Origin of the sequence: Ralstonia sp. R-29 (genome assembly GCF_049913345.1) — a bacterium.
Classification (GTDB): Bacteria; Pseudomonadota; Gammaproteobacteria; order Burkholderiales; family Burkholderiaceae; genus Ralstonia.
In genome coordinates this window covers 894,729-919,884 of the sequence record NZ_CP184378.1, presented here as the reverse complement: position 1 = coordinate 919,884, position 25,156 = coordinate 894,729, and the positions used below count along the sequence as shown (strand labels likewise).

Genomic DNA, 25,156 nt, shown 5'->3' with positions numbered 1-25,156 from the left:
GTCACCGGAAGCGAAAAAGGGCAGCCCGTATCGGCTGCCCTTTTTTCATCGGTGCCCAGGTGCCTCGGGTCAGCCGGCGTACATCACCTGTGCGGAATACGACGGCGACACGGTGGGCACAGAGGCGCGTGCCAACGGGGCGGCTTGCGCCCGGCGTTCGCGCGTGGGCGCCACGCCAAACGCATCCCGGTAGCTCTTGCTGAAATGGCAGGCCGACTGAAAGCCGCACGCCATCGTGATGTGCATGATCGACATGTCTGTCTGCAGCAGAAGCTCCCGTGCGCGGCGCAGGCGCAGTGTCAGGTAGTAATGCGTCGGCGTCATCCCAAGGTGGTCGCGAAACAGGCGCTGCAACTGGCGCTGTGACATGCTGGCCAGGCGCGCAAGCTCCTCGCGCGACAGCGGCTCTTCAATGTTGTTCTCCATCAGCGAGATCACCTCGAACAGCGACTTGTTGGCTGAACCCAAGCGCGCCACCAGCGGCATCTTCTGCTGTGCGCCCGTGTCTCGGACGTGCTCGACGATGAACTGCTCGGCGATCTGCGTGACACGTGCTGTGCCGATCCGCTTGGCAATCAGGTTCAGCATCATGTCGAGCGGTGCCACACCGCCGGTGCACGTGACGCGGTCGCGGTCGACGACGAACAGTTCCTTCAGGAAACGCGTGTCGGGAAATTCCTCTTTCAGCGCCGACATGTTTTCCCAATGGATGGCGCAGGCATAGCCGGCCAACAGGCCTGACTTGGCCAGCGCATACGTGCCGGTGCACAGGCTGCCCAGGAGGATGCCCTCACGCGCCGCACGCCGCAGTGTCGAGAGATGCGCGGCAGTGGTCGCGCGTTGCACGTCGATGCCGCCGCAGACAAAAACGATATCGGGCCGGCCGACGCTGTCCGCCGGCTTGGTATCGATCGCTAGCCCGTTGCTGGCTGCGACCGGCCCGCCCTCGGGGCTGACGATGGACCAGCGGTAAAGCTCCTGACCGCTCAGATAATTCGCCATGCGCAGGACTTCGATCGCATTGGTGAACGCGATCATTGTGAAGTTGGGCAGCGGCATGAACGCGAAGTGCTGCAACGACGCAGTTCGGTCGGAGGACATGGGGGCGTTCCTTGATTTCGATTGGCCGTTGGGTCCAGGTAATCCCTGGTACCAGCTTAGGCTCTGTCGCTTATTGATAGTGGGATTGCAACTATCGGGCCATACGGCGAAACCCTACTCAACGGGGTGCAACGCGCTGTAGCGACAACACGTTGCACCCGATGTGTGAGGAGCCGCACCTGTGACGCGCGCGATCGGCACGTTCGTGGTGCGCGCTTGCTGCGATGCGACATGCGTGTGGAACAGTTCGGGCCTGCTATGTCAGCAGATTCCGAATTTGTACAAATCGGACGCGAATGGCGGAAAAGGGAAAGAACACGTCTGAATTCATCAATCGACGATGAATCCGGGCGTCAAGAATAGAGCCGTCAACCACGCAGCGCCGACCAGACAGGAACGCTCGGCACCGTCGGTTTTTGCAAGCCGGTTCTGCAAGCCTTCAGGCAGCCCCCAACCCCTCACGGACGCCCCATGTCGAACACGCCGTCTTTCTTCTCGCAGCCCCTTGCCGAGCGCGACGCGCCGGTGCGCAGCACCCTCCTGAAGGAACTCGAACGACAGCAGTCGCAGGTGGAATTGATTGCCTCGGAAAACATCGTCTCGCGTGCGGTGTTGGAGGCGCAGGGCTCCGTCTTTACCAACAAGTATGCAGAGGGCTATCCGGGCAAGCGTTACTACGGCGGGTGCGAATATGCCGACGAGGTTGAGACGCTGGCCATTGACCGTGTGAAGCAGCTGTTCAATGCCGGTTTCGCCAACGTGCAACCACACTCCGGAGCGCAGGCAAATGGCGCGGTGATGCTGGCGCTGACCAAGCCGGGTGATACGGTGCTCGGCATGTCGCTCGACGCCGGTGGCCACCTCACACATGGTGCAAAGCCTGCGCTCTCCGGAAAGTGGTTCAACGCGGTGCAGTACGGTGTGAGCCGCGACACGATGCTGATCGACTACGACCAGGTCGAAACGTTGGCGCGCGAGCATAAGCCCACCCTCATCATCGCCGGCTTCTCGGCCTACCCGCGCAGGCTCGACTTTGCACGCTTCCGCGCGATTGCCGATAGCGTGGGCGCCAAGCTGATGGTCGATATGGCGCACATTGCCGGCGTGATTGCCGCAGGGCGTCATGAGAACCCGGTTGATCACGCTCACGTCGTTACCTCCACTACGCACAAGACGCTGCGGGGCCCGCGTGGCGGCTTTGTGCTGACGAACGATGAAGACATCGCCAAGAAGATCAACTCGGCCGTGTTCCCAGGCTTGCAGGGCGGCCCGCTGATGCACGTGATTGCAGGTAAGGCGGTTGCGTTTGGCGAGGCACTTCGGCCCGAGTTCAAAACCTACATCGACAACGTGCTGGCCAACGCCAAGGCGCTCGGTGAGGTGCTGAAGGCCGGCGGTGTGGACTTGGTGACGGGCGGCACCGACAACCATCTGCTGCTGGTTGATCTGCGGCCCAAGGGGCTCAAGGGCACGCAGGTGGAACAGGCGCTGGAGCGCGCGGGCATCACCTGCAACAAGAACGGCATTCCGTTCGATACCGAGAAGCCCACCATTACGTCGGGGATTCGCCTTGGCGCACCCGCGGCCACCACGCGCGGCTTTGGTGTTCCGGAATTCGAGCTGGTCGGCCGGCTGATCCTGCAAGTGTTCGAAGCGTTGCGCGCTAACCCGGAGGGCGACCAAGCCACCGAGCAGCGTGTGCGCCGCGAGATCTTCGCGCTGTGCGACCGCTTCCCGATCTACTGACCTGATGACCGAACGCGCTGGAGCCACCATGGAAACGCTGCACCAAGACAGCATCATCATCGACGGTCTGAACATCTCGAAATTCGAGCGGCCAGTCTTTGAAGACATGCGAAAGGGCGGCATTACCGCCGCCAACTGCACCGTGTCGGTGTGGGAGAACTTCACCAAGACCGTCGACAACATCGGCGTGATGAAGCAGAAGATCCGCGAGAACAGCGAACTGCTGACGCTCGTGCGTACGACGGACGACATCTTCCACGCGAAGAAGGACGGCAAAACCGGGATCATTCTGGGCTTCCAGAACGCGCATGCGTTTGAGGACAACCTCGGCTACATCGAAGCGTTTGCCGACATGGGCGTGCGTGTCGTCCAGCTTTGCTACAACACGCAGAACCTGGTCGGCACCGGCTGCTATGAGCGCGATGGCGGGCTGTCGGATTTCGGCCGCGAAGTGATCACCGAGATGAACCGCGTCGGCATCATGGTTGACCTGTCGCATGTGGGCGGCAACACGTCGTCGGAAGCGATCGCGTTTTCGAAAAAGCCGGTGTGCTACTCGCACTGCTTGCCGTCGGGCCTGAAGGAGCATCCGCGCAACAAGAGCGACGCCCAGCTCAAGGAAATTGCCGATGCGGGTGGCTTTGTCGGTGTGACGATGTTCGCGCCGTTCCTTAAGCGCGGCATCGAAGCGAACATCGACGACTACATCGAGGCCATCGGCTATGTCGTGAACCTGATCGGCGAAGACGCGGTCGGCATCGGCACGGATTTCACGCAGGATTTCGCGAAGGAATTCTTTGACATGCTGACGCATGACAAGGGGCGTTATCGCCAGCTCACGAACTTCGGCAAGATCATCAACCCGGAAGGCATCCGCACGATCGGTGAATTTCCGAACCTGACCGCCGCGATGGAGCGACACGGTTGGAAGGAAACGCGCATCCGCAAGATCATGGGCGAGAACTGGGTGCGCGTGTTCAAGGACGTGTGGGGCGCATAAGCCCGGCCAGAACAAGCGATTTCACTAACAAGAAACCGGACGTACCCGCGCAAGCTGCGTGGGTGCGCGGGCGAGGCCGCGCCTGCGATCAGGCGGTGTGCCGACATTCTTCCTCACGGAGCCACACATGCAACCTCAACTGCCCATCAACGTTGACCCGAACACCGGCGTTTGGACCACCGATGCGTTGCCGATGCTGTACGTGCCGCGCCATTTCTTCACGAACAACCACACGGCTGTGGAAGACGCGCTGGGCCGCGACACCTATGCCGAGATCCTCTACAAGGCCGGCTACAAATCCGCCTACCACTGGTGCGACAAGGAAGCCAAGCTGCACGGCATGCAGGGGATGGCGGTGTTCGAGCACTACCTGAAGCGGCTGTCGCAACGCGGTTGGGGGCTGTTCTCGATTTTGGAAGCCGACCCCGCCCGTGCGCATGCCCGGATCGAGCTATGTCACTCGTCGTTCGTGCTCGCGCAACCCGGCAAGGAAGGCAAGCTTTGCTACATGTTTGCCGGCTGGTTTGCTGGAGCCATGGACTGGGTGAACGACAACACCCCGCAAGGTCAGGGCGCGCCCCGTGCGCAGTCGAAGGAGGTGCAGTGCGCTGCCGAGGGGCATGACCACTGCATCTTCGAGGTCTCACCAATCGCGCACTGACGCAGCGGCTCCGTCCCCATCCGCACTACCAGATTCACGCATACCAGAGGTCGCCAGCGATGCGCTATCCCCACTTGTTCAAGCCCATGCAGCTCAACCAGCTGACGCTGCGCAACCGGATCGTCAGTACCGCGCATGCGGAGGTGTATGCAGAACCAGGCGGCCTGCCGGGCGAGCGCTATATCCGCTACTACGAGGAAAAGGCGAAGGGCGGTGTTGGCCTGGCCGTCTGTGGCGGTTCGAGCCCGGTATCGATCGACAGCCCGCAAGGCTGGTGGAAATCCGTGAACCTGGCGACCGACAAAGTGATCGACCCGCTGGCGCGGCTTGCCGAAGCCATGCATCGCCATGGCGCGAAGATCATGATCCAAGCCACACATATGGGTCGGCGTTCGGCATTCCACGGCGAGCACTGGCCGCATCTGATGTCACCCTCAGGCGTGCGTGAGCCGGTACACCGTGGCAACGCCAAGATCATCGAGGTGGAAGAAATCCGCCGGATCATCAATGACTTTGCAGCGGCGGCCAAGCGCGTGAAAGCGGCGGGCATGGACGGTATCGAAATTTCGGCCGCGCACCAGCACCTGATTGACCAGTTCTGGAGCCCGCGCACCAACCATCGCACGGACGAATGGGGCGGCACCCTTGAGAACCGCCTGCGCTTCGGCGTTGAAGTGCTGAAAGCCGTGCGCGAAGCGGTCGGCAAGGATTTCTGCGTTGGCCTGCGGATGTGCGGCGACGAGTTCCACGAAGACGGCCTGGACCACACGCAGTTGAAGGAGATTGCCCAGGCGATGGCCGAGACGGGCTTGATCGACTATCTCGGCGTGATCGGCTCCGGCGCGGACACCCACAACACCCTGGCGAACTGCATGCCGCCGATGGCGCTGCCGCCCGAGCCGTTCGTGCATCTTGCGGCTGGTATCAAGTCGGTGGTCAAGCTGCCCATCATGCACGCACAGAGCATTCGCGATGCGGGTCAGGCCGAGCGGCTGCTGGCCACCGGCATGATCGACCTTGTTGGCATGACGCGCGCGCAGATGGCCGATCCGCACATGGTGATCAAGATTCGCGATGGCCGTGAAGACGAGATCAAGCAATGCGTGGGCGCCAATTACTGCATCGATCGCCAGTACAACGGGCTAGACGTGCTGTGCATCCAGAACGCGGCCACTTCGCGTGAAGAAACGATGCCGCACGTCATCGAGAAATCGCGCGGGCCAAAGCGCAAGGTGGTGGTGGTCGGCGCGGGCCCGGCCGGGTTGGAAGCCGCGCGCGTGGCGCGGTCGCGCGGGCACGATGTGGTGCTGTTTGAGAAACAGCATGAGGTAGGCGGCCAGATCCTGCTTGCGGCCAAGGCGCCGCAGCGTGAGCAGATGGCCGGCATCGTGCGCTGGTTCGACATGGAAACGAAACGGCTTGGTGTGGACCGTCGGCTGGGCGTCGCGGCCGATACGAAGATGATCATGGCGGAAAAGCCGGACATCATCGTGCTGGCGACGGGCGGATCGAGCTTTACCGGCCAGGTGCCGGCGTGGGGTGTTGCAGAGGGGCTGGCCGTCAGCTCGTGGGACATCCTATCCGGCAAGGTGGAGCCGAAACAGAACGTACTCGTGTACGACGGCGTCAGCACGCATGCCGGATCTGGCGTGGCGGATTTCATTGCCAGCCGCGGCTCGAAAGTCGAAATCGTCACGCCCGACGTGAAGGTGGCCGACGACTGCGGCGGCACGACGTTCCCCATCTTCTACCGCCGCCTGTATGCGCAGGGCGTGATCCAGACGCCGAACTACTGGCTCGACCGCGTGTACCAGGAAGATGGCAAGACCATCGCCGTACTGCGCAATGAGTACACGGAAGAGCAGGAGGAGCGCGCCGTCGACCAGGTCGTCATCGAGAACGGCATCACGCCCAACGATGACTTGTACTGGAAGCTCAAGCCCGAGTCGCTGAACCTCGGCCAGGTCGACGTGCACAAGCTGTTTGCCGCCGAGCCGCAACCCTGGCTGTCGGAAGAACTCGGTAACGGGCGCTTCCTGCTGTTCCGCGTTGGCGACTGCATCTCCATGCACAACATCCACGGCGCGATTTACGACGCGCTGCGCTTGACGAAGGATTTCTGACGCCATGAATCCGTCCTTCCTGATTACCGTATTGCTGTGGCTGTCGGTGGCGGGGCTCGCGTTTGCGGCGGCCAAGCGGGCGTCCTACTGGCGGCTCGGGCGGTCCACGGTCCCCGGCGCGTTCAGCGTGGCGAACCTTTTCGCCATTCCCAAGCGCTATTTCGTGGACCTGCATCACGTTGTTGCACGCGACCCGTACATCGCCAAGACCCACGTTGCAACGGCTGGCGGGGCGATTGCTGCACTGGCACTCGTGTTCGTCAACTATGGGTTTGCGATCTATTCGCCATGGTTGGATCGGCTGATCTTGCTGGCGGCGCTGGCCATGTTGATCGGCGTGGTGTTTGTGTGGCGCCGCCGCGCGGCGAAAGATGTGCCGGCACGGTTGTCTCGCGGGCCCTGGAATACGTTGCCGTGGCTGCTCGGCGCGTTTGCGCTGGGGCTGGCCCTGTACATGGTGGTGCCGACCAGCGCAATGTCGGGCGCGTTTGCCGTGCTCTGCGCCGCGCTGATTGGCGTGGGTGCGTTTGCGATGACGTTCGGTGCCGCCAGTGGCGGGCCGATGAAGCACGCGATTGCGGGGCTGATGCATTTGGCGTTCCACCCGCGTCAGGAGCGCTTTGCGGGTTCGCCGGCGTCGTACACCGGCAGCGGTACGGCCACGCCGCCGACGGCACTGAAGCTGCCCGAGATTGAGCGGCAAGAGTATGGCGTGGCCAAGCCCGTCGAATTCCGTTGGAACCAGCTGCTGAGCTTCGACGCATGCGTGCAGTGCGGTAAGTGCGAGGCCGCGTGTCCGGCGTTTGCCTCGGGCCAGCCGTTGAACCCCAAGAAACTGATCCAGGATCTGGTCGTTGGCATGGCGGGGGGGACAGATGCGGCCTATACCGGGAGCCCAACGCCGGGCATCGCGGTCGGCCAGCATCGCGGCGAGCCGAACGGCGCAATCGTCTCCGGCCTGATCGAGGCGCAAACGCTGTGGTCATGCACGACGTGCCGCGCCTGCGTGCAGGAATGCCCGATGCTGATCGAGCACGTCGACGCAATTGTCGACATGCGCCGCAACCAGACGCTGGTACACGGCACGGTGCCGGGCAAGGGCCCAGAAGTGCTGGCCAATCTGCGCGAAACCGGCACGATGGGCGGCTATGACACCGCTGCGCGCTACGACTGGGCGGTTGACCTGAATGCCCCGATCGCGCAGGCTGGCAAGCCAGTCGACGTGCTGTTTGTGGCGGGCGAGGGTGCCTTCGATATGCGCTATCAGCGGACGTTGCGCGCTTTTGTGAAAGTGTTGAACAAGGCCGGCGTCAACTACGCCGTGATGGGTGGCGCCGAAACCGATACCGGTGACGTAGCCCGTCGGCTGGGCGATGAGGCGACGTTTCAGCAGATGGCGAAGCGGCTTATCGGCGCGCTGAATACGCTCTCGTATCAGCAGATCGTGACGGCTGACCCGCACGTCATGCACAGCCTGCGCAACGAGTACCGCGCGCTTGGGTTGCGTGTCACGGTCAAGCATCACACTACGTATCTGGCGGAACTCGCCGCAAGCGGAAAGATTGCGCCTAAGGCTGTCGATGCCTTGCGCGAAAAACGCACCACGTATCACGACCCCTGCTACCTCGGCCGCTATAACGGCGAGACAGAGGCACCCCGCAAGCTGTTGAAGTCGATCGGCATTCAAGTCATGGAAATGGAGCGCAGCGGGCTGCGCGGCCGCTGCTGCGGCGGCGGTGGCGGGGCGCCGTTGACGGACATTCCCGGCAAGCAGCGCATTCCCGACATCCGTATCGCCGATGCACGGGCGATCAATGCCGAGGTGGTTGCCGTGGCATGCCCGAACTGCACGGCCATGCTGGAGGGCGTCGTCGGTCCGCGGCCCGATGTGCTGGATGTGGCTGAACTCGTTGCTGCTTCGCTGGAGTGAATCGATGCATACGATCAAACGAATCGATCCGCGCCGGCCGTTCATCATCACGGCCGCCGGCCTCAAGCGCATCACCCTGGGTGAGGTGGGCAGTGCGGGCGCCGGTGCCGATCATTGGCCAGCCCGTGCACATGGCACAACTGCCAAGCCGCGCCGCGCATTGAATGCGCCAGCAAACGCGCTGCTCGTGGTCGCACATACCGATCGCGGCGCGCTGGATGACCACGCCCGCCAAGCCGTGGCAGCCGCAGCGTTGTTGGCAGACGCGCAGACCGAAGTGGTACTGCTCGTGTTTGGCGAATTGAAGGATGATGCGGCTGCGCTGGGCGCCGACAAAGTTGTTGTGCTGCCGGAGTTCGACCGCCGCGTGTTCGCACCGGAGCAGGAACTCCACGTTGTGCAGGCGTGCGTGGCGGCCTTTGCACCCAAGCACGTTTTTCTACCCGACAACGCAACCGGCGACGGAGACCTCGGCCGTCGCTATGCGGCATCTTCCGGCGCAAGTGTGGCCACGCACGTGGTCGAGATTGACGCGCAGCACGTTGGCGCATATGCCCAGGCGAAACGTGCTTTTGCTACCCGAACGCTTCCTGAAGTCATCCTGCTGGCGCCGAATACGGTCGAGGCGAAGCTGCCCTTCGTGGGAGCGGGGGAGCGGGTTGCAGCCGACTTTGTCGCCCCGGCCGCCGGCGCCGCGCAACGCATGCGAGACCTCGATCTAGAGGAAGTCGATGCCGCACAGGTCGCCCTTGAAGAAGCGGACTTCATCGTGTCGGCGGGCAACGGCGTGTCGGATATCGGTGCGTTTGAGCGGCTCGCAAGTGCGTTCGGCGCGGCAATTGCCGCAAGCCGCGTGGCAGTCGATAACGGCCACTTTACGCGAGACAAGCAGGTCGGAGCGACGGGCAAGACGGTGGAGGCGAGCGTCTACATTGCGTTCGGCATCTCCGGCGCCGTACAGCATTTGCAGGGCATCAAAGACTGCCGGCATGTGATCGCGGTGAACCTCGATGGCAGCGCGCCGATTGCCAAGCGTGCAGACCTGACCGTGGTGGCAGATGCGCAGGCGACCATCGCCGCACTCATCGAACAGGTGCAGGCCGCACGTGCCAAGCGCGGACAGCCCTCGGCGGCGTCGGAGCGCCGTGAAGCAGAGGAGATGGCAGCATGAACGCGCCCCGAAAACTCAAACGCTTTGCCGTGCTGGTGTCGGTGGGGCGGCATCCAGTCAGCGGCACGGCGCGCTATAGCCGCAATGACGCAGTCGCGCTGGAAATTGGGCGTCGACTGGCCGAACGGCATCTGGCGCAATTGGATGTCATCCACGCGGGCGAACCGGGCAATCCGGCGCTGGCCGAATACTTGGCACTTGGTGCAAAGGAGATCGTTCTCCTGGCTTGCGACGAGGGCGACGATGCTGTCGCAGCACTCGCCGGGCACCTGCAGGGCTACGACCTCGTGCTGACCGGCACACGTGCGGAAGGCGCGTTCGACACGGGGATGCTCCCTTATCGCGTGGCCGAGGCACTTGGGTATCCGCTGGTCGGGGCCGCTGTGGACGTCTCGATTGACGACGGCCGGGTAGCGGTTCGCCAGTTTCTGCCCAAGGGGGTACGCCGGCGTGTGGAGACGACGTTGCCAGCCGTGGTGGCCGTGCACCCACTGGCGAACGCGCAGCCGCGTTACGCCTACGCTCGGCTGCGAGCGGGTGTGGTCCGTCCAACGCGGGTCGCCCCTGGCGCAGATTCACAGGCGGCCGCATGGAAGATCGGCCCCGTCGAACGCAAACCCGTCAAGCTTGCCGCCGCAGAGAAGCGTTCAGGGCATGCCCGGATGCTGTCGGCCACCACCACCGAAAGCCGCGGAGGCAACGTCGTAATTGAAGGAACTTCCGTCGAAAAAGCACAAGTGATCCTCGCCTATTTGCGCGAGCATCAACTCATCGATTACTGATAAGCGCCTGTCGCAAGAACCAAGGATGCAAGGAATCCGGAGCAGACAATGAAAGTATCGGCAGACATTCGTGCGTTGATTGAACGGCGCAAAGCCGGTTACAGCCTTGAGGCGCCCTTCTACCATAGCGAAGCGATCTTCGCGCTCGATATGGAGGCGATTTTCCGCCAGCACTGGATCCAGGTTGCGGTGGAACCCGATGTGCCCGAGCCGGGCGACTATGTGACGGTGGAGCTAGGCAGTGACTCCATCCTCATCGTGCGCGACGACGATATGGCCATCCGCGCCTTCCACAACGTCTGCCGGCATCGGGGCGCACGCCTGTGCAATGCCGACAAGGGCACGGTGGGCAACATCGTCTGCCCATATCACAGCTGGACGTACAACCTGACCGGCCAACTGATGTTTGCCGAGCACATGGGCGAGAAGTTCGACCGGTGCAAGCACAGCCTCAAGCCGGTACACGTGCAGAACCTGGCGGGTCTGATCTTCATTTGCCTGGCGGACAACCCGCCTGATTTTTCGGCGATGCGCGAGGCGATGGAGCCCTATCTGCTGCCGCACGACTTGCCGAACACGAAGATTGCCGCGCAGGTCGACATCATCGAAAAGGGCAACTGGAAGCTGACGCTGGAGAACAACCGCGAGTGCTATCACTGCGTGGCCAACCATCCAGAGTTGACGGTGTCGCTGTACGAGTACGGTTTCGGCTATCAACGCTCCGACGCCAACGCCGAAGGCATGGACGCCTTTGTGCAGACGTGCATCACCCGTGGCAAGCAGTGGGCCGAGATGGGCCTGCCGTCGGAAGAGATCGAGCGGCTGCTCGAGGTCACTGGCTTCCGCACGCAACGCCTGCCGCTGGACCGCAGCGGCGAATCGCAGACGCTGGACGCCAGGGTCGCGTCAAAGAAATTGCTCGGCGGCTTCAAGCAGGCTGACCTCGGCGGCCTGTCGTTCTGGACGCAGCCGAATTCTTGGAACCACTTCATGAGCGACCACATCGTGGCGTTTTCGGTGATTCCACTCTCGGCGGGCGAGACGTTGGTGCGCACGAAGTGGCTGGTGCACAAGGATGCGGTGGAAGGTGTCGACTATGACGTGAAGAACCTCACCGCCGTATGGAACGCGACGAATGACCAGGACCGCGCGTTGGTGGAGTATTCGCAGCGCGGCTCGGAAAGCAGCGCGTACGAGCCGGGCCCGTATTCGCCGTACACCGAAGGTCTCGTCGAAAAGTTCTCCGCTTGGTATATCGCCCGGCTGGCCGAGCAGATCGAAGCCTCGCAACCAGCCTGACAACAGGAGCACGACATGATGCGAGATGCGGCCCAACTCGAGCTCATGGACAGCCGCGTGACACGGCCGGCGTTCTGGGCAGCGCTGCCGGAACGCTGGACGAGCGATGTTGAAGAAACCCTGGTGTGCTGCCACGTCCGGCAGGAAACGCACGATGTGAAGAGCTTCTTCTTCCGTTCACCGCGTGGCCACGCATTCTCGTTCGAGCCGGGCCAGTTCATCACGCTCGAGCTGGAGATCGACGGCGAGACGATCAACCGGTGCTACACGATCTCGTCGTCGCCGGCGCGGCCGCACACGCTGTCCATCACCGTCAAGCGTGTGCTGGGCGGCAAGGTGTCGAACTGGCTGCATGACAACCTCCAGCCCGGCATGGCGATTCGCGTGCTGGGCCCGGCGGGCGAATTCACGTGTGCCCGGCATCCGGCACGCAAGTACCTGTTTCTCTCGGCGGGATCGGGTGTCACGCCGCTCATGTCAATGAGCCGCGCCCACCACGATCTTGCTGAGGATCGCGACATCGTGTTCGTGCACAGCGCCCGCACGCCGGATGACATCATCTTCGCGCGCGAGCTGGATCTCATCGCGGCAAACCACACGAACTTCCGTGCATCGTTCGTTGTGGAGCGCGTCGGCACACGCACCAATTGGCCGGGCATCACCGGTTTCTTGTCGTTGCCGCTGTTGAAGCTGATCGCGCCGGATTTCATGGAGCGCGAGATCTTTACCTGCGGCCCCGCTCCCTATATGAAAGCCGTGCGCGGCTTGTTGGATGAAGCTGGGTTCGACCGCGCGCACTATCACGAAGAAAGCTTCTCGTTTGAATCCCTGATGGCCGAGGCTGCCGCCGATGTGCCGGCTCCGGACGTCGCAGCAGCGATGGACGCGGACGCCACCGCGCCGCAGTTCAGCATCAGCTTTGCAAAGAGCGGCCGCGAGATCGCCTGCGGTTCCAGCCAGCATGTGTTGGAGGCGGCGCGCCAGGCTGGCGTGCGGCTGCCGGCGTCTTGCACGCAGGGGATGTGCGGTACCTGCAAGGTCAAGCTCGTGTCTGGCCAGGTCGATATGAAGCACAACGGCGGCATCCGCCAGCGTGAAATCGACCAGGGGATGGTGTTGCTGTGTTGCAGCAAACCGTTGTCGGATCTGGTGATTGACAAATAGAAGCCGGCATCGGTATCCCCGCGTGGGTGCCGAACGCCGGCCACGGATTGCGACTGTGGGTCGTCAGTAAACAACCGCGCTCAAATGCGGAATATAGGAGGAAGCACCATGAAGTTTCTCGAAAAGCTGGTTTTTGCCAGTGCCGCTTCGGTGATGTTGACGTGGAGCGCATTGGCCATCGGAGCAACAAAACCTGCCTTGAAGATCGGTTATGTCGAAGGATGGGACGACAGTGTTGCCACCACCAACGTGGCGGCCCGCATCATTGAAAAGAAGCTGGGGTATCCGGTGCAGCTCGTGCCGGTGGCGGCTGGGGTGATGTGGCAGGGCGTTGCGCGGGGTGATCTGGATGCGACGCTGTCGGCGTGGCTACCGGTTACGCAAGGTGCCTATTGGGATCAGTTCAAGACCAAAGTGGTCGACCTCGGCCCCAACTTTACCGATGCGCGTATTGGCTTGATCGTTCCGGATGCTGTCAGCGCGAAGAGTATTGACGACCTGAATGCAAACAAGGCTGCGTTCGAGGGACGGATCGTCGGCATCGATGCCGGGGCGGGTGTGATGCGCAAGACGGACGACGCGATCAAAGCCTATGGGCTGACCTATTCGCTGATGCCGAGTTCTGGTAGCGCAATGACGGCGGAGTTGGCGCGCTCAATGAACGCGAAAAAGCCGGTGATCGTCACGGGCTGGGCACCGCACTGGATGTTCGCCAAGTGGAAGCTGCGTTTCCTGGACGATCCGAAGAAGGTGTTTGGCGATGCCGAACACGTCGACAACGTGGTGAATCCGGGCTTGGAAACCAAGGCGAAACCCGTGGTGGCGTTCCTCAAGAAATTCCAGTGGAAGCCGGGCGAGATCGACAGCGTGATGTTGGCCATCCAAAACGGTACGAAGCCCGACGCAGCAGCTGATGCGTGGATTGCCGCGCATGCCGACCGTGTGAACGGCTGGCTTGAGGGTGCGCAATCGCAATAACCCCACGCGCCAAAGAAGAAACCGGCCACGTTCGCACCGCGATCGTGGCCGGTTTGCGTTTGGCGTGATGCTTACTGGAACACGACAGTCCGGTCGCCGTTGAGGAACACCTTGCGCTCGATGAATGCCTTCACTGCGCGCGACAGCGTCAGGCATTCCACATCACGGCCGACCGCCAGCAGTTGTTCCGGCCGATAGGAGTGGTCGACGCGCTCCACGACCTGCTCGATGATCGGACCCTCATCAAGGTCATCCGTGACGAAATGCGCCGTGGCGCCGATCAGCTTGACGCCGCGCGCATGGGCCTGGTGATAGGGCTTGGCACCTTTGAACCCCGGTAGGAACGAGTGGTGGATGTTGATGGCGCGGTTGACCAGCTTGGCACTGGTTTCCGGCGAGAGCACTTGCATGTACCGCGCGAGGATCACCAGTTCTGCACCACTGGACTCGAACAGGTCGAGCCACTGCGCTTCCTGCTGCGCTTTGGTCTCCGGGGTGATGGGGAAATGGCGGAACGGCAAACCATGCTGGCGAGCGAGCGGCTCAAGGTCGGCGTGGTTGGATGCAATACCGACAATGTCCATTTTCAGCTCACCCATCCGCCAACGGAACAGCAGATTGGCCAGGCAATGTTCCAGCTTCGACACCATGATCAGCACCTTCGGTCGGGCCTGGGCATCGTGGATGGACCATTGCATACCGAAGGATGCTGCAATGGGCGTGAACTCGCGGCGCAGCATGTCGATGTGGAGGCTTTCGGCGCCGGTCGGGTGGAACACGCAGCGGACGAAGAAGCGCTGGCTGAGGTCGTCGTCAAAGACGGTCAGCTCGTCGATGTAACAGCGGTGGCGTTCGAGCAGGCCGACAACGGCAGCCACCTGACCGGGGCCGCTCTGGCAGGTCAGCGTCAGGATGAAGGCGGGCGATCGGGATGGCGCGTCCATGCGGTTCCTTTTTCGGTTTGAACGCCGGCGCTGCACGGTTGACAAGCGCCGGCCATGCGCGCAGTAAAGCAGGGTGGGCGGCGGCAACGATAGAACCGAATCGCCACTGGGCTGGTATTGAGCCGCCAACCTCAGCGCAGGGCAATCGGCGGGACTTGCCTGCCGTTTTTGTAGGGCCTGTGTCGCTCGCGACCAAGCGGATGTCCGCTATTGTTAAAGGGCGTTTCGGCTGTCGCATTTGAACAAGCAGTTGTCGGAAATCGTCGGCAGGCGATGGCGGCTTTTGGCAACCATGTAGGGGAATCGGACGAGTTGGTTTGATTCCGGCGGCACGCCATGTGACGTGTGGCTCCAGCAGTACCAAGAGAGGGTTTCGATGAATAGTCCCAAGGTGGTAGTCGAAGGTCTGAGCAAGGTATTTGGCAGCAACCCGCGTCAGGCGTTTGACATGCTCGCTGCCGGGTCAACGAAAGACGAAGTGTTCCGCCGGACTGGTCAGGTCGTCGGCGTGCATGACGTGTCGTTTGACGTGCAGGAAGGCGAGATTTTCGTGCTGATGGGCTTGTCTGGCTCCGGCAAGTCCACACTGATCCGGCTGGTCAACCGTCTGGTTGAGCCGACGGCCGGCAAGATCCTGATTGGTGGTCAAGACGTGGCCGTCATGAGCCGTTCTGAGCTGATCGCGCTGCGCCGCACGGATATGAGCATGGTGTTCCAGTCGTTTGCGCTGATGCCCCAGCGCACCGTACTGTCGAATGCGGCGTTCGGGCTGGAAGTGGCCGGCGTGGGTCGGGCTGAGCGCGAGCGCCGCGCCATGGTTGTGCTGGAGCAGGTGGGTCTGGCCGCCTTCGCGCAGAAGCTGCCGCGCGAACTGTCAGGCGGCATGCAGCAGCGTGTAGGCCTGGCGCGTGCGCTCACCGTCAACCCGTCGCTGATGATCATGGACGAGGCGTTTTCCGCGCTGGACCCGCTCAAGCGCAAGGAAATGCAGAATGTGCTGCTGCAACTGCAGAAGGATCACCAGCGCACGATCATGTTCGTGTCCCACGATCTGGAAGAAGCGCTGCGTATCGGCAGCCGGATCGCCATCATGGAGGGCGGGCGTCTTGTGCAGGTGGGCACCCCGCAAGAGATCATCTGCAACCCTGCCAACGACTACGTTCGCACGTTCTTCGACGGCATCGACACCAGCCGATACCTCACCGCGGGTGACCTGATGCAGACGGACGCCGTGCCGGTCGTGTCCGGGCTCGATGCGGCCAGTATTGGCGCCACGCTGGATGGCGGCGCCGACTATGCCTTCGTGCTCGATACGCAACGCCGCGTTCGTGGTTGCGTCACGCGTGCCGCCGCACCGAACCTGCAGCCGGTGGAGAGCATCCGCCACGATGCGTCGCTCGAGCACGTGGTCGAACGGGTGGTCGAGAATCCCAACGCATTGCCGGTGGTCGATCACGACGGCTGCTACCGTGGCTCGGTCAGCCGTGCCCTCATCCTGAAAGCCATTACGCGCTCGCGAGGCCATCATGTCTGACATGCTCCCCATCGGTCATTGGGTTGACCGGGCCGTTCACTACCTGTTGGACCACGACGCGGCAGCGTTCGACGCGGTCGGCCGCGCCATTGAGGGTCTTGCCGAATGGATCGAACACGGTCTTCAGGCCGTACCGATGTGGGCCATGATGGCGTTCTTCATCGGCATCGGGCTTTGGCGTGTCGGCTGGCGGTTTGCACTGTTTACCGCGGCGTCGCTATTCCTCATCTCGGCGACAGGTTTTTGGGGGCAGACCGTCATCACGCTGGGCCTGACGCTGTCGTCCACCATCATCAGCCTGGCGCTCGGTGTGCCGCTGGGGATCTGGGCGGCACGCAACCGTGCGGTCGCGGCCATTGTTCGCCCCATCCTGGACCTCATGCAGACGATGCCCGCCTTCGTCTATCTGATTCCCGCTGCGATGCTGTTTGGCCTTGGGCGCGTGCCCGGCATTCTGTCGACCGTGATCTTTGCCATGCCGCCGGCCGTGCGGTTGACGAGCCTCGGCATCCGTCAGGTCAACATGGAGTTGGTTGAAGCTGGATTGGCCTTTGGCTGCACGCCGCGACAGCTGCTGTACAAGGTGCAGATTCCCAATGCGCTGCCGTCGATCATGCAGGGGGTCAACCAGACCATCATGATGGCGCTGTCGATGGTGATCATCGCGTCGATGGTGGGTGCCGGCGGCCTGGGCAACGAGGTGCTCGCGAGTATCCAGCGGCTGGATATCGGCCTCGGATTTGAAAGCGGTCTTTCCGTGGTGCTGCTGGCGATCATGCTGGACCGCATCACCGAGAGCTTCGGTCGTGCGCCCGGTGCGGCGAAAGCGGCGATGTTCTCTGGGCTGAAGCAACTGTTCAGCGCCAAGGCCCAGCCTGTGCAGACCTGATCCGTTGCGCCGCCGCCCCAAGTTGCGGCGGCGGCCTTCCCCAACGTCTTGCTGTTGCCCGCAGCGGCTGTGGTGATGCCGCGCGCATCGCTTTCGCTTGTCAGGAGACCGATATGTCGTCTGCTGTTGCTGCGTTGGAGGCCCCGCGCGCCAGCGCTTCACGGTCGATGCCGACCCTCGCGCATTTCGGCTTTTTGACCCTGCCGCATTTCTCGATGATCGCGTTCTCCAGCGCGGTGGAAGTGCTGCGCATGGCCAACTACGTGGGCCGTGCAGAGCATTACACGTGGTCGATCTATTCGCCCACCGGTACGACGGTGCAGGCGAGCAACGGCATTGAAGTCCACCCGACGCGCCCTGTAGATGCGACACAGCTGCCCGACGTGATGATCGTTTGCGGTGGTACTCGCATCCGCGACGTGGTGGATGCCGAGTTGTGCGACACGTTGGCCGCGACCGCGCAGCGCGGCATACCGCTGGGCGGTATCTGCACGGGTGCCTATGCGTTGATGCAGGCGCAACTGCTGGACGGATATCGCTGCTCCGTCCATTGGGAGAACCGCACGGCGCTGCAAGAGGCGTTTCCGCACGTGCAGTTTGCCGATGAGCTGTTTGTGGTGGACCGCGATCGACTGACGTGCACGGGCGGCACAGCGCCGATCGACATGATGCTGAATCTCGTCGGCATGCGCTTTGGCCAGCGGATGGCCGCGCAGGTGGCGGAGCAGTTCGTGCTGGAGCGCATCCGTGGTACCACCGACGTGCAGCCGATTCCGGTGGACATGCGCGTGGGTGCCCTGCGGACCGAGCTGATCGAAGTGCTGCGGTTGATGGAGGCGAACATTGAAGAACCGCTCTCGCTCGAAGAGCTGACGCGGCTCGTGAATCTATCGCAGCGGCACCTGCAGCGGATGTTCAAGTGCTATCTGAACGTGTCGCCCACGCATTACTACCTGACGCTGCGGCTCAAGCGCGCACGCGATCTGTTGCGGACCACGAACGCGTCCATTGCCCGTGTGACGGCGGTCTGCGGCTTTCATTCGCAATGCCATTTCAGCAAGGCGTATCGGGCGCAGTTTGGTTACGCGCCCAGCCATGAGCGCAGGCTACAGGATTAGCCGTTCTGCACGTGATCTTGACGGTGCTTTCGGCAACGTCCAGTGCTAGGGCGATTTCCTTGTCGCGCCCGCTATTTCGCCATTTCCCTAACATGGGCGGCCTTGCCAACAATCGCGCCGATTGACCGGCCAAAACGCAATTCACTACCGTGCAGTGCGGCGTGAACGGTAACATCGTCTGCGCCGCTGCTTCTAAGCTTGATGCCATGCAGCGGGTGGCTTGCCACACGCGTTCGTTTTGGCATCCAACCACTCAGGAGCAGGCGCATGGCCCTTCGCGATTTCAAAGTACTGACCTTCGACGTCGTCGGGACGTTGATCGACTTCGAGAGCGGCATGCTCGCCTACCTTCGCCGTGCCGTGCCCGACAGCAAGGTTACGGACGAGGACTTTCTCGGGGCCTACCGGGCAGCACGCAAGCGCGGCCAGACCGCGTGGTACCCCGACGATCTCGTGCCGTGCTGGCACATCGTCGCGCAGCAGTTGGGCCTGCCTGATAGCGATGCACTGGCGCGCGGCTTTCGCGATTCGGTGACCGAATGGCCGGCGTTTCCCGATTCGGTCGAGGCGCTGCAGCGGCTGCGCAAGCACTTCAAGCTCGTCACCATGACCAATGCGCAGTCCTGGGCACTCGAACATTTCCAGCGGACGCTGGGCGCGCCGTTCGACCTGCTGCTCAGCTGCGACGACGCCCTGTGCGAGAAGCCCGATGCGCGCTACTTCGCCTACGCACGCGGCCGCTACGAAGGCGCGTGGGGCTTCAAGCAAGCCGACAACCTGCACGTGGCGCAGAGCCAGTATCACGACATCGGCATCGCCAAGCGGCTGGGCATCACCACCTGCTGGATCGAACGCCGGCACGGCATGCCGGGCTCCGGCGGCACGATCGAATCCGAGCACACCGTGCCCGACTACCACTTCCATACGCTGGCGCAACTGGCTGATGCAGTGGAGGCCGGCAAATGAAGTCGGACGCCATTGTCGAGCCGGTGGCCGATCTGCTGCCCGATCTCATCGCGCTGCGTCGGGACCTACATGCCAACCCGGAGTTGGCCTACGAAGAGCACCGCACGGCAGGCATCGTGGCGCAATCGCTGCGTGTGCTGGGGCTGGAGGTAGAAGAGGGCGTTGGTGGTACCGGCGTGGTGGGCACGTTGCGCGGCGGTGATGGTATCCGCAGCGTTGCACTGCGCGCCGATATGGATGCCCTGCCGATGGTGGAGTTGGGCCGTGCGCCGCATGCCAGCCGCATGCAGGGCAAGCACCACGGCTGTGGGCATGACGGCCACACCAGCATGCTGATCGGCGCCGCGCGCCAACTGGCGCGCACGGGTGTCGACGGCACCGTCCAATTCATCTTCCAGCCCGCCGAAGAAGGCCAGGCCGGCGCGCGCCGCATGATTGAAGAAGGCCTGTTCGAACGCTTCCCCTGCGACAGCGTCTACGCGCTACACAACTGGCCGGACTTGCCTTTAGGGCAGGCACAAACGCGACCGGGCCCGATCATGGCGGCGGCAGACCGGTTCGACATCACCGTGCGCGGACGTGGCGGGCATGCGGCCCAGCCCCACCACACGCCGGATGCCATCCTCGCGGCCAGCCAGCTTGTGGCGCAGTTGCACACCATCGTGTCGCGCCGCATTGATCCGAACGAATCGGCCGTCCTGTCCGTCACCCGCATCGAAGGCGGACACAGCCACAACGTGCTGCCCGCCGAAGTGCGCATCACCGGTACGGTGCGCAGCTTTGATGCCGCATCGCAAGATCGCATTGAAGCGGCGTTGCGCGATACGGCCAATGGCATGGCGCTGGCCAGCGGTACGCAGGTGGAGGTGGACTACCGGCGCTACTACCCGGCCACTATCAACACGTCAGCCGAAGCCGCGCTCGCGTTGGAGGCGGCACAGGCGATCGGCTTGCAGGCGCAGGTGGCGCCTCGTGCAGCGTTCACCTCGGAAGATTTCGCTTTCATGTTGCAGAAGAAGCCGGGCGCTTATCTCTGGCTCGGCCAAGGTCGTGCGGACGCCGGCCCCGATGGCGAATACCCGTTGCACCACCCTTGTTACGACTTTAACGACGACGCGCTGCCACTCGGCGTGCGCTGGTTCTGCGAGGTTGCACGCCGCGCGCTGGCCGCCGTTCCATCAGGTTCTTGAACGGCAGCCATGTTCATCCGTTAGAAATCCGCCACCTTGCCCCAGGCCGACTGCTTGAAGCGCGCGGGATGATAGGGCGCAGGGTCGAAGATCGGCTTTGCGCCCGTCACCAGATCGGCAATCAGATGACCCGCGCCCGGGCCGATACCGAACCCGTGGCCCGAGAAGCCAGCGGCGAGGATGAAGCCCGGGATCTCCGGCACTTCACCGATGCCGGGCACACCGTCCGGCGTGTTGTCGACGAAACCGGCCCAGGCATTGGCGATGCCAGTTTTGCCGAACACCGGCAGCAGTTCGACGGCGCGGTTGTAGGTTTGCCTGACAGCCGCCGCATCGGGCCGGGGGTCGAGAATGCGCATGCGTTCCATGGGCGTGGGGGCGTCGAGCCGCCACCGCGCGAGGGTTTCGTGGCCGGCGCGCATGCCTTCCAACCCGCCGGGGAACACATTGCGCCAGCGCTTGGCGAACATCGGCAGAAACTGCGGCGCGAAGCGCAGCAGCTGCGCCGTCGGGTCCACACGTCCGCGCCCGCTGATGGCGAGGTTGTAGCTGCCATCGCTGCGGCGGGTGATGGACACGTGTGTGGTATGCAAGGCATCAGGCACCGACTCGGCCACCCCGGTCACGCGCACGATGGACTGGCGCACCGTCGCCTGCGGAAAACGGATGCCCAATTGGCGACAGAACGACGATGCCCAGGCGCCGCCCGCAAACACCACGGTGCGGGTCTTGATGGTGCCGGCTTCCGTGACGACACCGCCCACGCGCCCGCCCTCGAGTTCAATGCCCCGTGCAGCGCAGTTCTGGTGCACGGTGCCGCCGAGTTTCATCAGCGCAGCGGCCACAGCGGGTGCCGCCTTGCCCGGGTCCGCCGTGCCATCGCTGGGGGAGAACACGCCGCCCTTCCACGCGCGCCCTGTAAGCCGGCCGCGCTCAGAGGCTTCAGCGCTGCTCAGCATATGCGTGGTCACGCCGGCTGTTCTGGCGAAATCGCGCCACTTCGTCCAGCGGGCCAGTTCGTCTTCGTCGTTGCTGAGATAGAGCAGGCCGCACCGACGGAAGCCCGTGTCTTCCCCGGTATCTGCGGCAAACTGCTCCCACAGTTCGAGGCTCTTGGTCGCCATCGGCAGCTCACGCGCATCGCGGTTTTGCTGGCGGCACCAGCCCCAATTGCGGCTCGACTGTTCGGCACCGATGCGGCCCTTTTCGACCACAGACACCGAAACGCCGCGCCGGGCCAGGTAGTAGGCGGCAAAGACGCCGATGATGCCGCCGCCGATCACGACAACGTCGGCTTGTGCGGGCAGGGGAGAGGCGCTCTCGATGAGGCGCAACGGTTGAGACATCACTCGCTTTCCTCGTTCGTTCAGGCCTGGGCGTTCTGCACCACGTAGAACTTGGCGACGCGCGCCGTGCTCTCCCATCCAATGGAGGCGCCTTGCGGCACGAAGATGGCATCCCCCGTGTTCACGGAGAGCGCGCTGCCGTCTGGGTCATCGGGGCTGGCGAATCGCACACCGCCATCCAGCACGTACATGAACTCGTTGACCGGATGCGGACGAACGATGCGGTGGTAGGGGGTCGAGTCCCACGTGCCGGCGCGGTATTGCGTTGGCTCGTCGGTGAAGACGTTGTCGCTGCGGCACTGCGGGGCCGGCCCGATCAGCACCTCCGCAGCCGGGCCGCCCGATGGCTTGAAGTCCGCATCCGCACGCAGGGGGATGAACTCCGGCGTCGTGGGCGCATGACCCGCTGCGGCGCAGAACACGAATCGAACGCCGGCGGCCGCCTCGATGCGCACGGCCGTGCCGGATGTGATGACCGCGCCAGCACCCACGCCAATCACCTGCGGCGCCGTGCCCGGTGCGGTGAGGGTGAGTTCCCCCTCCACGACGGCAAGTGTCTCTGTATGAGGAAAGCGCGCGACATCCCGTTTGCCCGCAAAGCTGGCCCGGCCGGCGCTCATTGCGTTCGGCCCTTCCCAGGCAATCTCACGTTCTTGCGCGAACGGGTCATCGGGGCTCAGGGCGGCTTGCCGGAACGCAGTTGAGAGGGGGGCGCCATCGGCGCGGTGCAGCATCAGGGCGGTTGTCATGCGGGTGGGTTCGACAGGCGTCAGCGTTGGTTGGGGAACAACCGTTCGATCGGGCAGTGCGTTTTGATGAACGGCGATTTGATGACGATGTAGCTGAAGTACTTGGCAATGCCGATGTTGCGTTCCAGCAGGTCTTCAATCACTTCCTGGTAGTGATTGACGCCCCGCGTGATGAAGCGCAGCAGGTAGTCGTAGCCGCCGGAGAGCAGATGGCATTCGAGCACCTCGTCCACCTCGCGGATGGCGGCTTCAAAGCGCACGAAGGTCTCGCGGTGGTGGTCCGACAGTGTGACCTCGGTGAACACCGTGAGCGTGTCGCCCAGCTTCTCCATCCGGATGTGCGCGCCATAGCCGGAGATGTAGCCGGCCTGCTCCAGGCGCTTGACGCGGATCAGGCACGGGCTGGGCGACAGGCCCACGGCATCGGCCAGGTCCACGTTGGTCATGCGCCCGTTCTTCTGCAGTTGGGCGAGGATGCGCAGGTCTAGACGATCGATCTTGAGGGCTTCGGTCATGGCGGTGGCGCGTGCGTGGAAGATGGATCGATTCTGCGGCAGCCAGCGTCTCTTGTGTCAGGTTGTTGCGTCAGTCCAGTGCGGCGCGAACGGCCGGCATGGCCAGCACGTCGTCGAGCGTGGTCTTCAGCCGCGCGAACAGCTGTGCGAACTCGTCTTCGGTAAAGGTCAGCGCCGGCGCAAAGCCCAGGATGTTGTCGCCAAACGCCCGGAACACCAGGCCGTTGCGATACGCAGCCGAGGCAATCAGGTTGGGCAGGCCAAGTGCCGCATCAAAACCACGCTTGGTCGTCTTGTCGCTCACGAGTTCCAGCGCGCCGAGCAGGCCACGGTGGCGCGAGTCGCCCACCAGCGGGTGTGCGAGCAGGCCGTCCAGCCCGGCCGCAAAGCTGGCCGCGCCGCGCTGGCCGTTGGCGAGGATGCCGCCTTCCTCATACAGGCGCAGCACCTCCAGCGCCACCGCAGCGCCCACCGGGTGCGCCGAATAGGTGGCGCCGTGACCAATGGGGGCGCCTGCGGGGGCGCCGTCGGCGATGCCGTTGTAGAGCTGGTCCGAGATCATTGTGGCGCCCATGGGCACGTAGCCCGCTGTCAGCCCTTTGGCCATGGTCATGATGTCGGGGTCGACGTCTTCGGCCTCGCAGGCAAACATCGGGCCGGTGCGCCCGAAGCCGGTGATGACCTCGTCCACCACGAACAGGATGCCGAGTTCGCGCGCGGCTTCGCGCATAGCCTTGAGCCAGCCCTTGGGCGGCACGATCACGCCGCCGGAACCCTGGATGGGCTCGCAGAAGAACGCGGCGACGTTGTCTGCGCCCAGCTCCGCCACCTTGGCGCGCAACGCCGCCACCGAGGCCGCGATGATGGCCTGCGCGTCGGCCGGGTCGGCTGCTCGGTATGGATTTGGCGAGGGATTGTAGTGCTGCGTCGGCAGCGGCAGATCAAAGCCACGATGGAACGCCGGCAGCGCCGTCAGACCGGCACCGGTCGACGAACTGCCGTGATACCCGCGCTCTAGCGAAATGAAATGCTTCTTCGACGGTTTCCCGATGGCGTTGAAGTACTGGACGATGAAACGCACCGCCGCATCCACCGCCTCCGACCCGCCCAGCGTGAGGTACACGTGATTGAGCGAGCGCGGCGTGATCTGCACCAGCTTGTCGGCCAGGCGAATGGCGGGCTCGCTGCTGAAATGGAAATAGCCGGTGGCGTAGGGCAGGCGGCGCATCTGCTCGGCGGCGGCCTGCACCACGCTCTCTTGCCCATAGCCGACGTTGACGCACCAGAGGCCGGCAAAGGCGTCCAGCAACTCATGCCCTTGCGCATCGGTCAGCCACGCGCCACGGCCAGATGAGAGCACCGTTGGCCCGCGTTGCTCATGCGTGCGCCACGAGGCCACCGGGTGGATCAGGTGCGCACGGTCAATGGCATCAAGCGAGGCAAGCTGGGGCAGATCGGTGAGCTGTGACATGGTGGAGTCCATTCGTGCAGGGCAATGGCTGGTGCATCAATGGACTCAAGATTAGGCCGACCCGCGCATGGAGTGATGCTGCTTTGCGGGTGCGGAACGAAGCAGGCTGCTGTTGTGTGGGCCGTCGCAGCAGATCGTGCGGTGCTCTGACGGGCGGCAGCGGAGGTCGGGTATCCATCGACGGATGTTGGAGCGTCAACACTGGATGTTCGGAAGCCAATGCCGGACCTCAGAGGTCCAACGTCGGAGGTCAAAGGTGCATTGACGGACCTCAAAGGTCCGACGGTGGAGTGGCAGAGGTCCGACGCTGCACCGGAAAGGGGCGCTTTCTGACCTTGAGAGGTCCGACGGCGGAGCAAAAAGGTCGGAGGGTGAGGCTCAAAGTCTCGACATCGGACATCAAAGGTCCGAGGTCGCCGAGCGCCGAGGCGCATTGACGGAGGTCAGAGGCCCGACGCCGGAGCTTGGAGGCCCGGCAT

21 protein-coding genes are annotated in these 25,156 nt (G+C 63.3%); 15 read left to right on the top strand and 6 right to left on the bottom strand.

The window, feature by feature from the left end:
* Window positions 1-69: 69 nt before the first annotated feature.
* The gene (locus ACN9M1_RS21305; RefSeq protein WP_426400584.1) at window positions 70-1,101 is read right to left on the bottom strand and encodes a GlxA family transcriptional regulator; all 1,032 of its coding nucleotides are present in this window, start codon (window positions 1,099-1,101) and stop codon (window positions 70-72) included.
* 471 nt (window positions 1,102-1,572) lie between these two features.
* Between ACN9M1_RS21305 and ACN9M1_RS21300 the strand changes: the two genes are divergently transcribed.
* The 10 genes from ACN9M1_RS21300 to ACN9M1_RS21255 all read left to right on the top strand — a co-directional run bounded on the left by ACN9M1_RS21300 (window position 1,573) and on the right by ACN9M1_RS21255 (window position 13,955).
* Entirely contained in the window at window positions 1,573-2,847 is a 1,275-nt protein-coding gene (locus ACN9M1_RS21300) for a serine hydroxymethyltransferase (RefSeq protein ID WP_426400583.1), read from the top strand.
* 28 nt (window positions 2,848-2,875) lie between these two features.
* Window positions 2,876-3,847: a dipeptidase gene (locus ACN9M1_RS21295; protein ID WP_426400582.1), complete on the top strand. Its 972-nt coding sequence runs from the start codon at window positions 2,876-2,878 to the stop codon at window positions 3,845-3,847.
* Between the two features lie 127 nt (window positions 3,848-3,974).
* Window positions 3,975-4,508: a DUF5943 domain-containing protein gene (locus tag ACN9M1_RS21290; RefSeq protein WP_426400580.1), complete on the top strand. Its 534-nt coding sequence runs from the start codon at window positions 3,975-3,977 to the stop codon at window positions 4,506-4,508.
* A gap of 59 nt (window positions 4,509-4,567) precedes the next feature.
* Window positions 4,568-6,631 (top strand): FAD-dependent oxidoreductase, encoded by a 2,064-nt coding sequence (locus ACN9M1_RS21285; protein WP_426400578.1) that lies wholly within the window; start codon window positions 4,568-4,570, stop codon window positions 6,629-6,631.
* A gap of 4 nt (window positions 6,632-6,635) precedes the next feature.
* Complete coding sequence (locus ACN9M1_RS21280) at window positions 6,636-8,561, top strand: (Fe-S)-binding protein (RefSeq protein WP_426400577.1); 1,926 nt, start codon at window positions 6,636-6,638, stop codon at window positions 8,559-8,561.
* Window positions 8,562-8,565: 4 nt separating this feature from the next.
* Complete coding sequence (locus ACN9M1_RS21275) at window positions 8,566-9,732, top strand: electron transfer flavoprotein subunit alpha/FixB family protein (RefSeq protein ID WP_426400576.1); 1,167 nt, start codon at window positions 8,566-8,568, stop codon at window positions 9,730-9,732.
* Window positions 9,729-10,514: an electron transfer flavoprotein subunit beta/FixA family protein gene (locus tag ACN9M1_RS21270; RefSeq protein WP_426400575.1), complete on the top strand. Its 786-nt coding sequence runs from the start codon at window positions 9,729-9,731 to the stop codon at window positions 10,512-10,514. Before ACN9M1_RS21275 ends, ACN9M1_RS21270 begins: the two co-directional genes overlap by 4 nt.
* A 48-nt stretch (window positions 10,515-10,562) precedes the next feature.
* Window positions 10,563-11,813, top strand: a complete 1,251-nt coding sequence (locus tag ACN9M1_RS21265) for an aromatic ring-hydroxylating oxygenase subunit alpha (RefSeq protein ID WP_426400574.1) — start codon at window positions 10,563-10,565, stop codon at window positions 11,811-11,813.
* Between the two features lie 15 nt (window positions 11,814-11,828).
* Window positions 11,829-12,977, top strand: coding sequence for an FAD-binding oxidoreductase (locus ACN9M1_RS21260; protein ID WP_426400573.1), 1,149 nt, complete (start codon window positions 11,829-11,831; stop codon window positions 12,975-12,977).
* Window positions 12,978-13,085: 108 nt separating this feature from the next.
* Entirely contained in the window at window positions 13,086-13,955 is an 870-nt protein-coding gene (locus ACN9M1_RS21255) for a glycine betaine ABC transporter substrate-binding protein (protein WP_426400572.1), read from the top strand.
* A gap of 71 nt (window positions 13,956-14,026) precedes the next feature.
* Here ACN9M1_RS21255 and purU read toward each other — a convergent pair whose 3' ends face one another.
* Window positions 14,027-14,899 carry a formyltetrahydrofolate deformylase gene (purU, locus tag ACN9M1_RS21250; protein ID WP_426400571.1) on the bottom strand — a complete coding sequence of 291 codons (873 nt, stop codon included), beginning with the start codon at window positions 14,897-14,899 and terminating at the stop codon, window positions 14,027-14,029.
* A 376-nt stretch (window positions 14,900-15,275) separates the two neighbouring features.
* Between purU and ACN9M1_RS21245 the strand changes: the two genes are divergently transcribed.
* From ACN9M1_RS21245 to ACN9M1_RS21225, 5 genes are all read left to right on the top strand, one after another.
* Window positions 15,276-16,433 (top strand): quaternary amine ABC transporter ATP-binding protein, encoded by a 1,158-nt coding sequence (locus ACN9M1_RS21245; protein ID WP_426400570.1) that lies wholly within the window; start codon window positions 15,276-15,278, stop codon window positions 16,431-16,433.
* A complete protein-coding gene (choW, locus tag ACN9M1_RS21240; protein ID WP_426400569.1) occupies window positions 16,426-17,322 on the top strand; it encodes a choline ABC transporter permease subunit in 897 nt (298 codons plus the stop codon). The genes ACN9M1_RS21245 and choW overlap by 8 nt, the downstream gene beginning before the upstream one ends.
* A gap of 113 nt (window positions 17,323-17,435) precedes the next feature.
* The gene (locus ACN9M1_RS21235; RefSeq protein ID WP_426400568.1) at window positions 17,436-18,440 is read left to right on the top strand and encodes a GlxA family transcriptional regulator; all 1,005 of its coding nucleotides are present in this window, start codon (window positions 17,436-17,438) and stop codon (window positions 18,438-18,440) included.
* A 267-nt stretch (window positions 18,441-18,707) separates the two neighbouring features.
* A complete protein-coding gene (locus tag ACN9M1_RS21230; RefSeq protein ID WP_426400566.1) occupies window positions 18,708-19,406 on the top strand; it encodes an HAD-IA family hydrolase in 699 nt (232 codons plus the stop codon).
* On the top strand, window positions 19,403-20,596 hold the full coding sequence (locus ACN9M1_RS21225) for an amidohydrolase (RefSeq protein ID WP_426400565.1): 1,194 nt from the start codon (window positions 19,403-19,405) through the stop codon (window positions 20,594-20,596). The genes ACN9M1_RS21230 and ACN9M1_RS21225 overlap by 4 nt, the downstream gene beginning before the upstream one ends.
* 20 nt (window positions 20,597-20,616) lie before the next feature.
* On the opposite strand, the gene ACN9M1_RS21220 is transcribed toward ACN9M1_RS21225, so the two are convergent.
* The 4 genes from ACN9M1_RS21220 to ACN9M1_RS21205 all read right to left on the bottom strand — a co-directional run bounded on the left by ACN9M1_RS21220 (window position 20,617) and on the right by ACN9M1_RS21205 (window position 24,677).
* Window positions 20,617-21,942, bottom strand: a complete 1,326-nt coding sequence (locus ACN9M1_RS21220; RefSeq protein ID WP_426400564.1) for an NAD(P)/FAD-dependent oxidoreductase — start codon at window positions 21,940-21,942, stop codon at window positions 20,617-20,619.
* Window positions 21,943-21,962: 20 nt separating this feature from the next.
* Complete coding sequence (locus tag ACN9M1_RS21215; protein WP_426400563.1) at window positions 21,963-22,691, bottom strand: cupin domain-containing protein; 729 nt, start codon at window positions 22,689-22,691, stop codon at window positions 21,963-21,965.
* Between the two features lie 20 nt (window positions 22,692-22,711).
* The gene (locus tag ACN9M1_RS21210; protein ID WP_426400561.1) at window positions 22,712-23,206 is read right to left on the bottom strand and encodes an Lrp/AsnC family transcriptional regulator; all 495 of its coding nucleotides are present in this window, start codon (window positions 23,204-23,206) and stop codon (window positions 22,712-22,714) included.
* Between the two features lie 70 nt (window positions 23,207-23,276).
* On the bottom strand, window positions 23,277-24,677 hold the full coding sequence (locus ACN9M1_RS21205) for an aspartate aminotransferase family protein (protein WP_426400560.1): 1,401 nt from the start codon (window positions 24,675-24,677) through the stop codon (window positions 23,277-23,279).
* Between the last annotated feature and the right edge of the window lie 479 nt (window positions 24,678-25,156).

Bases quoted from the DNA above. Each gene is read 5' to 3' on its own strand.
- ACN9M1_RS21265 (WP_426400574.1), top strand. From the start codon at position 10,563: ATGAAAGTATCGGCAGACATTCGTGCGTTGATTGAACGGCGCAAAGCC.
- ACN9M1_RS21290 (WP_426400580.1), top strand. From the start codon at position 3,975: ATGCAACCTCAACTGCCCATCAACGTTGACCCGAACACCGGCGTTTGG.
- choW (WP_426400569.1), top strand. From the start codon at position 16,426: ATGTCTGACATGCTCCCCATCGGTCATTGGGTTGACCGGGCCGTTCAC.
- ACN9M1_RS21235 (WP_426400568.1), top strand. From the start codon at position 17,436: ATGTCGTCTGCTGTTGCTGCGTTGGAGGCCCCGCGCGCCAGCGCTTCA.
- ACN9M1_RS21305 (WP_426400584.1), bottom strand. From the start codon at position 1,101: ATGTCCTCCGACCGAACTGCGTCGTTGCAGCACTTCGCGTTCATGCCG.
- purU (WP_426400571.1), bottom strand. From the start codon at position 14,899: ATGGACGCGCCATCCCGATCGCCCGCCTTCATCCTGACGCTGACCTGC.
- ACN9M1_RS21285 (WP_426400578.1), top strand. From the start codon at position 4,568: ATGCGCTATCCCCACTTGTTCAAGCCCATGCAGCTCAACCAGCTGACG.
- ACN9M1_RS21205 (WP_426400560.1), bottom strand. From the start codon at position 24,677: ATGTCACAGCTCACCGATCTGCCCCAGCTTGCCTCGCTTGATGCCATT.
- ACN9M1_RS21225 (WP_426400565.1), top strand. From the start codon at position 19,403: ATGAAGTCGGACGCCATTGTCGAGCCGGTGGCCGATCTGCTGCCCGAT.
- ACN9M1_RS21300 (WP_426400583.1), top strand. From the start codon at position 1,573: ATGTCGAACACGCCGTCTTTCTTCTCGCAGCCCCTTGCCGAGCGCGAC.
- ACN9M1_RS21230 (WP_426400566.1), top strand. From the start codon at position 18,708: ATGGCCCTTCGCGATTTCAAAGTACTGACCTTCGACGTCGTCGGGACG.
- ACN9M1_RS21295 (WP_426400582.1), top strand. From the start codon at position 2,876: ATGGAAACGCTGCACCAAGACAGCATCATCATCGACGGTCTGAACATC.
- ACN9M1_RS21245 (WP_426400570.1), top strand. From the start codon at position 15,276: ATGAATAGTCCCAAGGTGGTAGTCGAAGGTCTGAGCAAGGTATTTGGC.
- ACN9M1_RS21280 (WP_426400577.1), top strand. From the start codon at position 6,636: ATGAATCCGTCCTTCCTGATTACCGTATTGCTGTGGCTGTCGGTGGCG.
- ACN9M1_RS21255 (WP_426400572.1), top strand. From the start codon at position 13,086: ATGAAGTTTCTCGAAAAGCTGGTTTTTGCCAGTGCCGCTTCGGTGATG.
- ACN9M1_RS21270 (WP_426400575.1), top strand. From the start codon at position 9,729: ATGAACGCGCCCCGAAAACTCAAACGCTTTGCCGTGCTGGTGTCGGTG.
- ACN9M1_RS21260 (WP_426400573.1), top strand. From the start codon at position 11,829: ATGATGCGAGATGCGGCCCAACTCGAGCTCATGGACAGCCGCGTGACA.
- ACN9M1_RS21275 (WP_426400576.1), top strand. From the start codon at position 8,566: ATGCATACGATCAAACGAATCGATCCGCGCCGGCCGTTCATCATCACG.
- ACN9M1_RS21215 (WP_426400563.1), bottom strand. From the start codon at position 22,691: ATGACAACCGCCCTGATGCTGCACCGCGCCGATGGCGCCCCCCTCTCA.
- ACN9M1_RS21220 (WP_426400564.1), bottom strand. From the start codon at position 21,942: ATGTCTCAACCGTTGCGCCTCATCGAGAGCGCCTCTCCCCTGCCCGCA.
- ACN9M1_RS21210 (WP_426400561.1), bottom strand. From the start codon at position 23,206: ATGACCGAAGCCCTCAAGATCGATCGTCTAGACCTGCGCATCCTCGCC.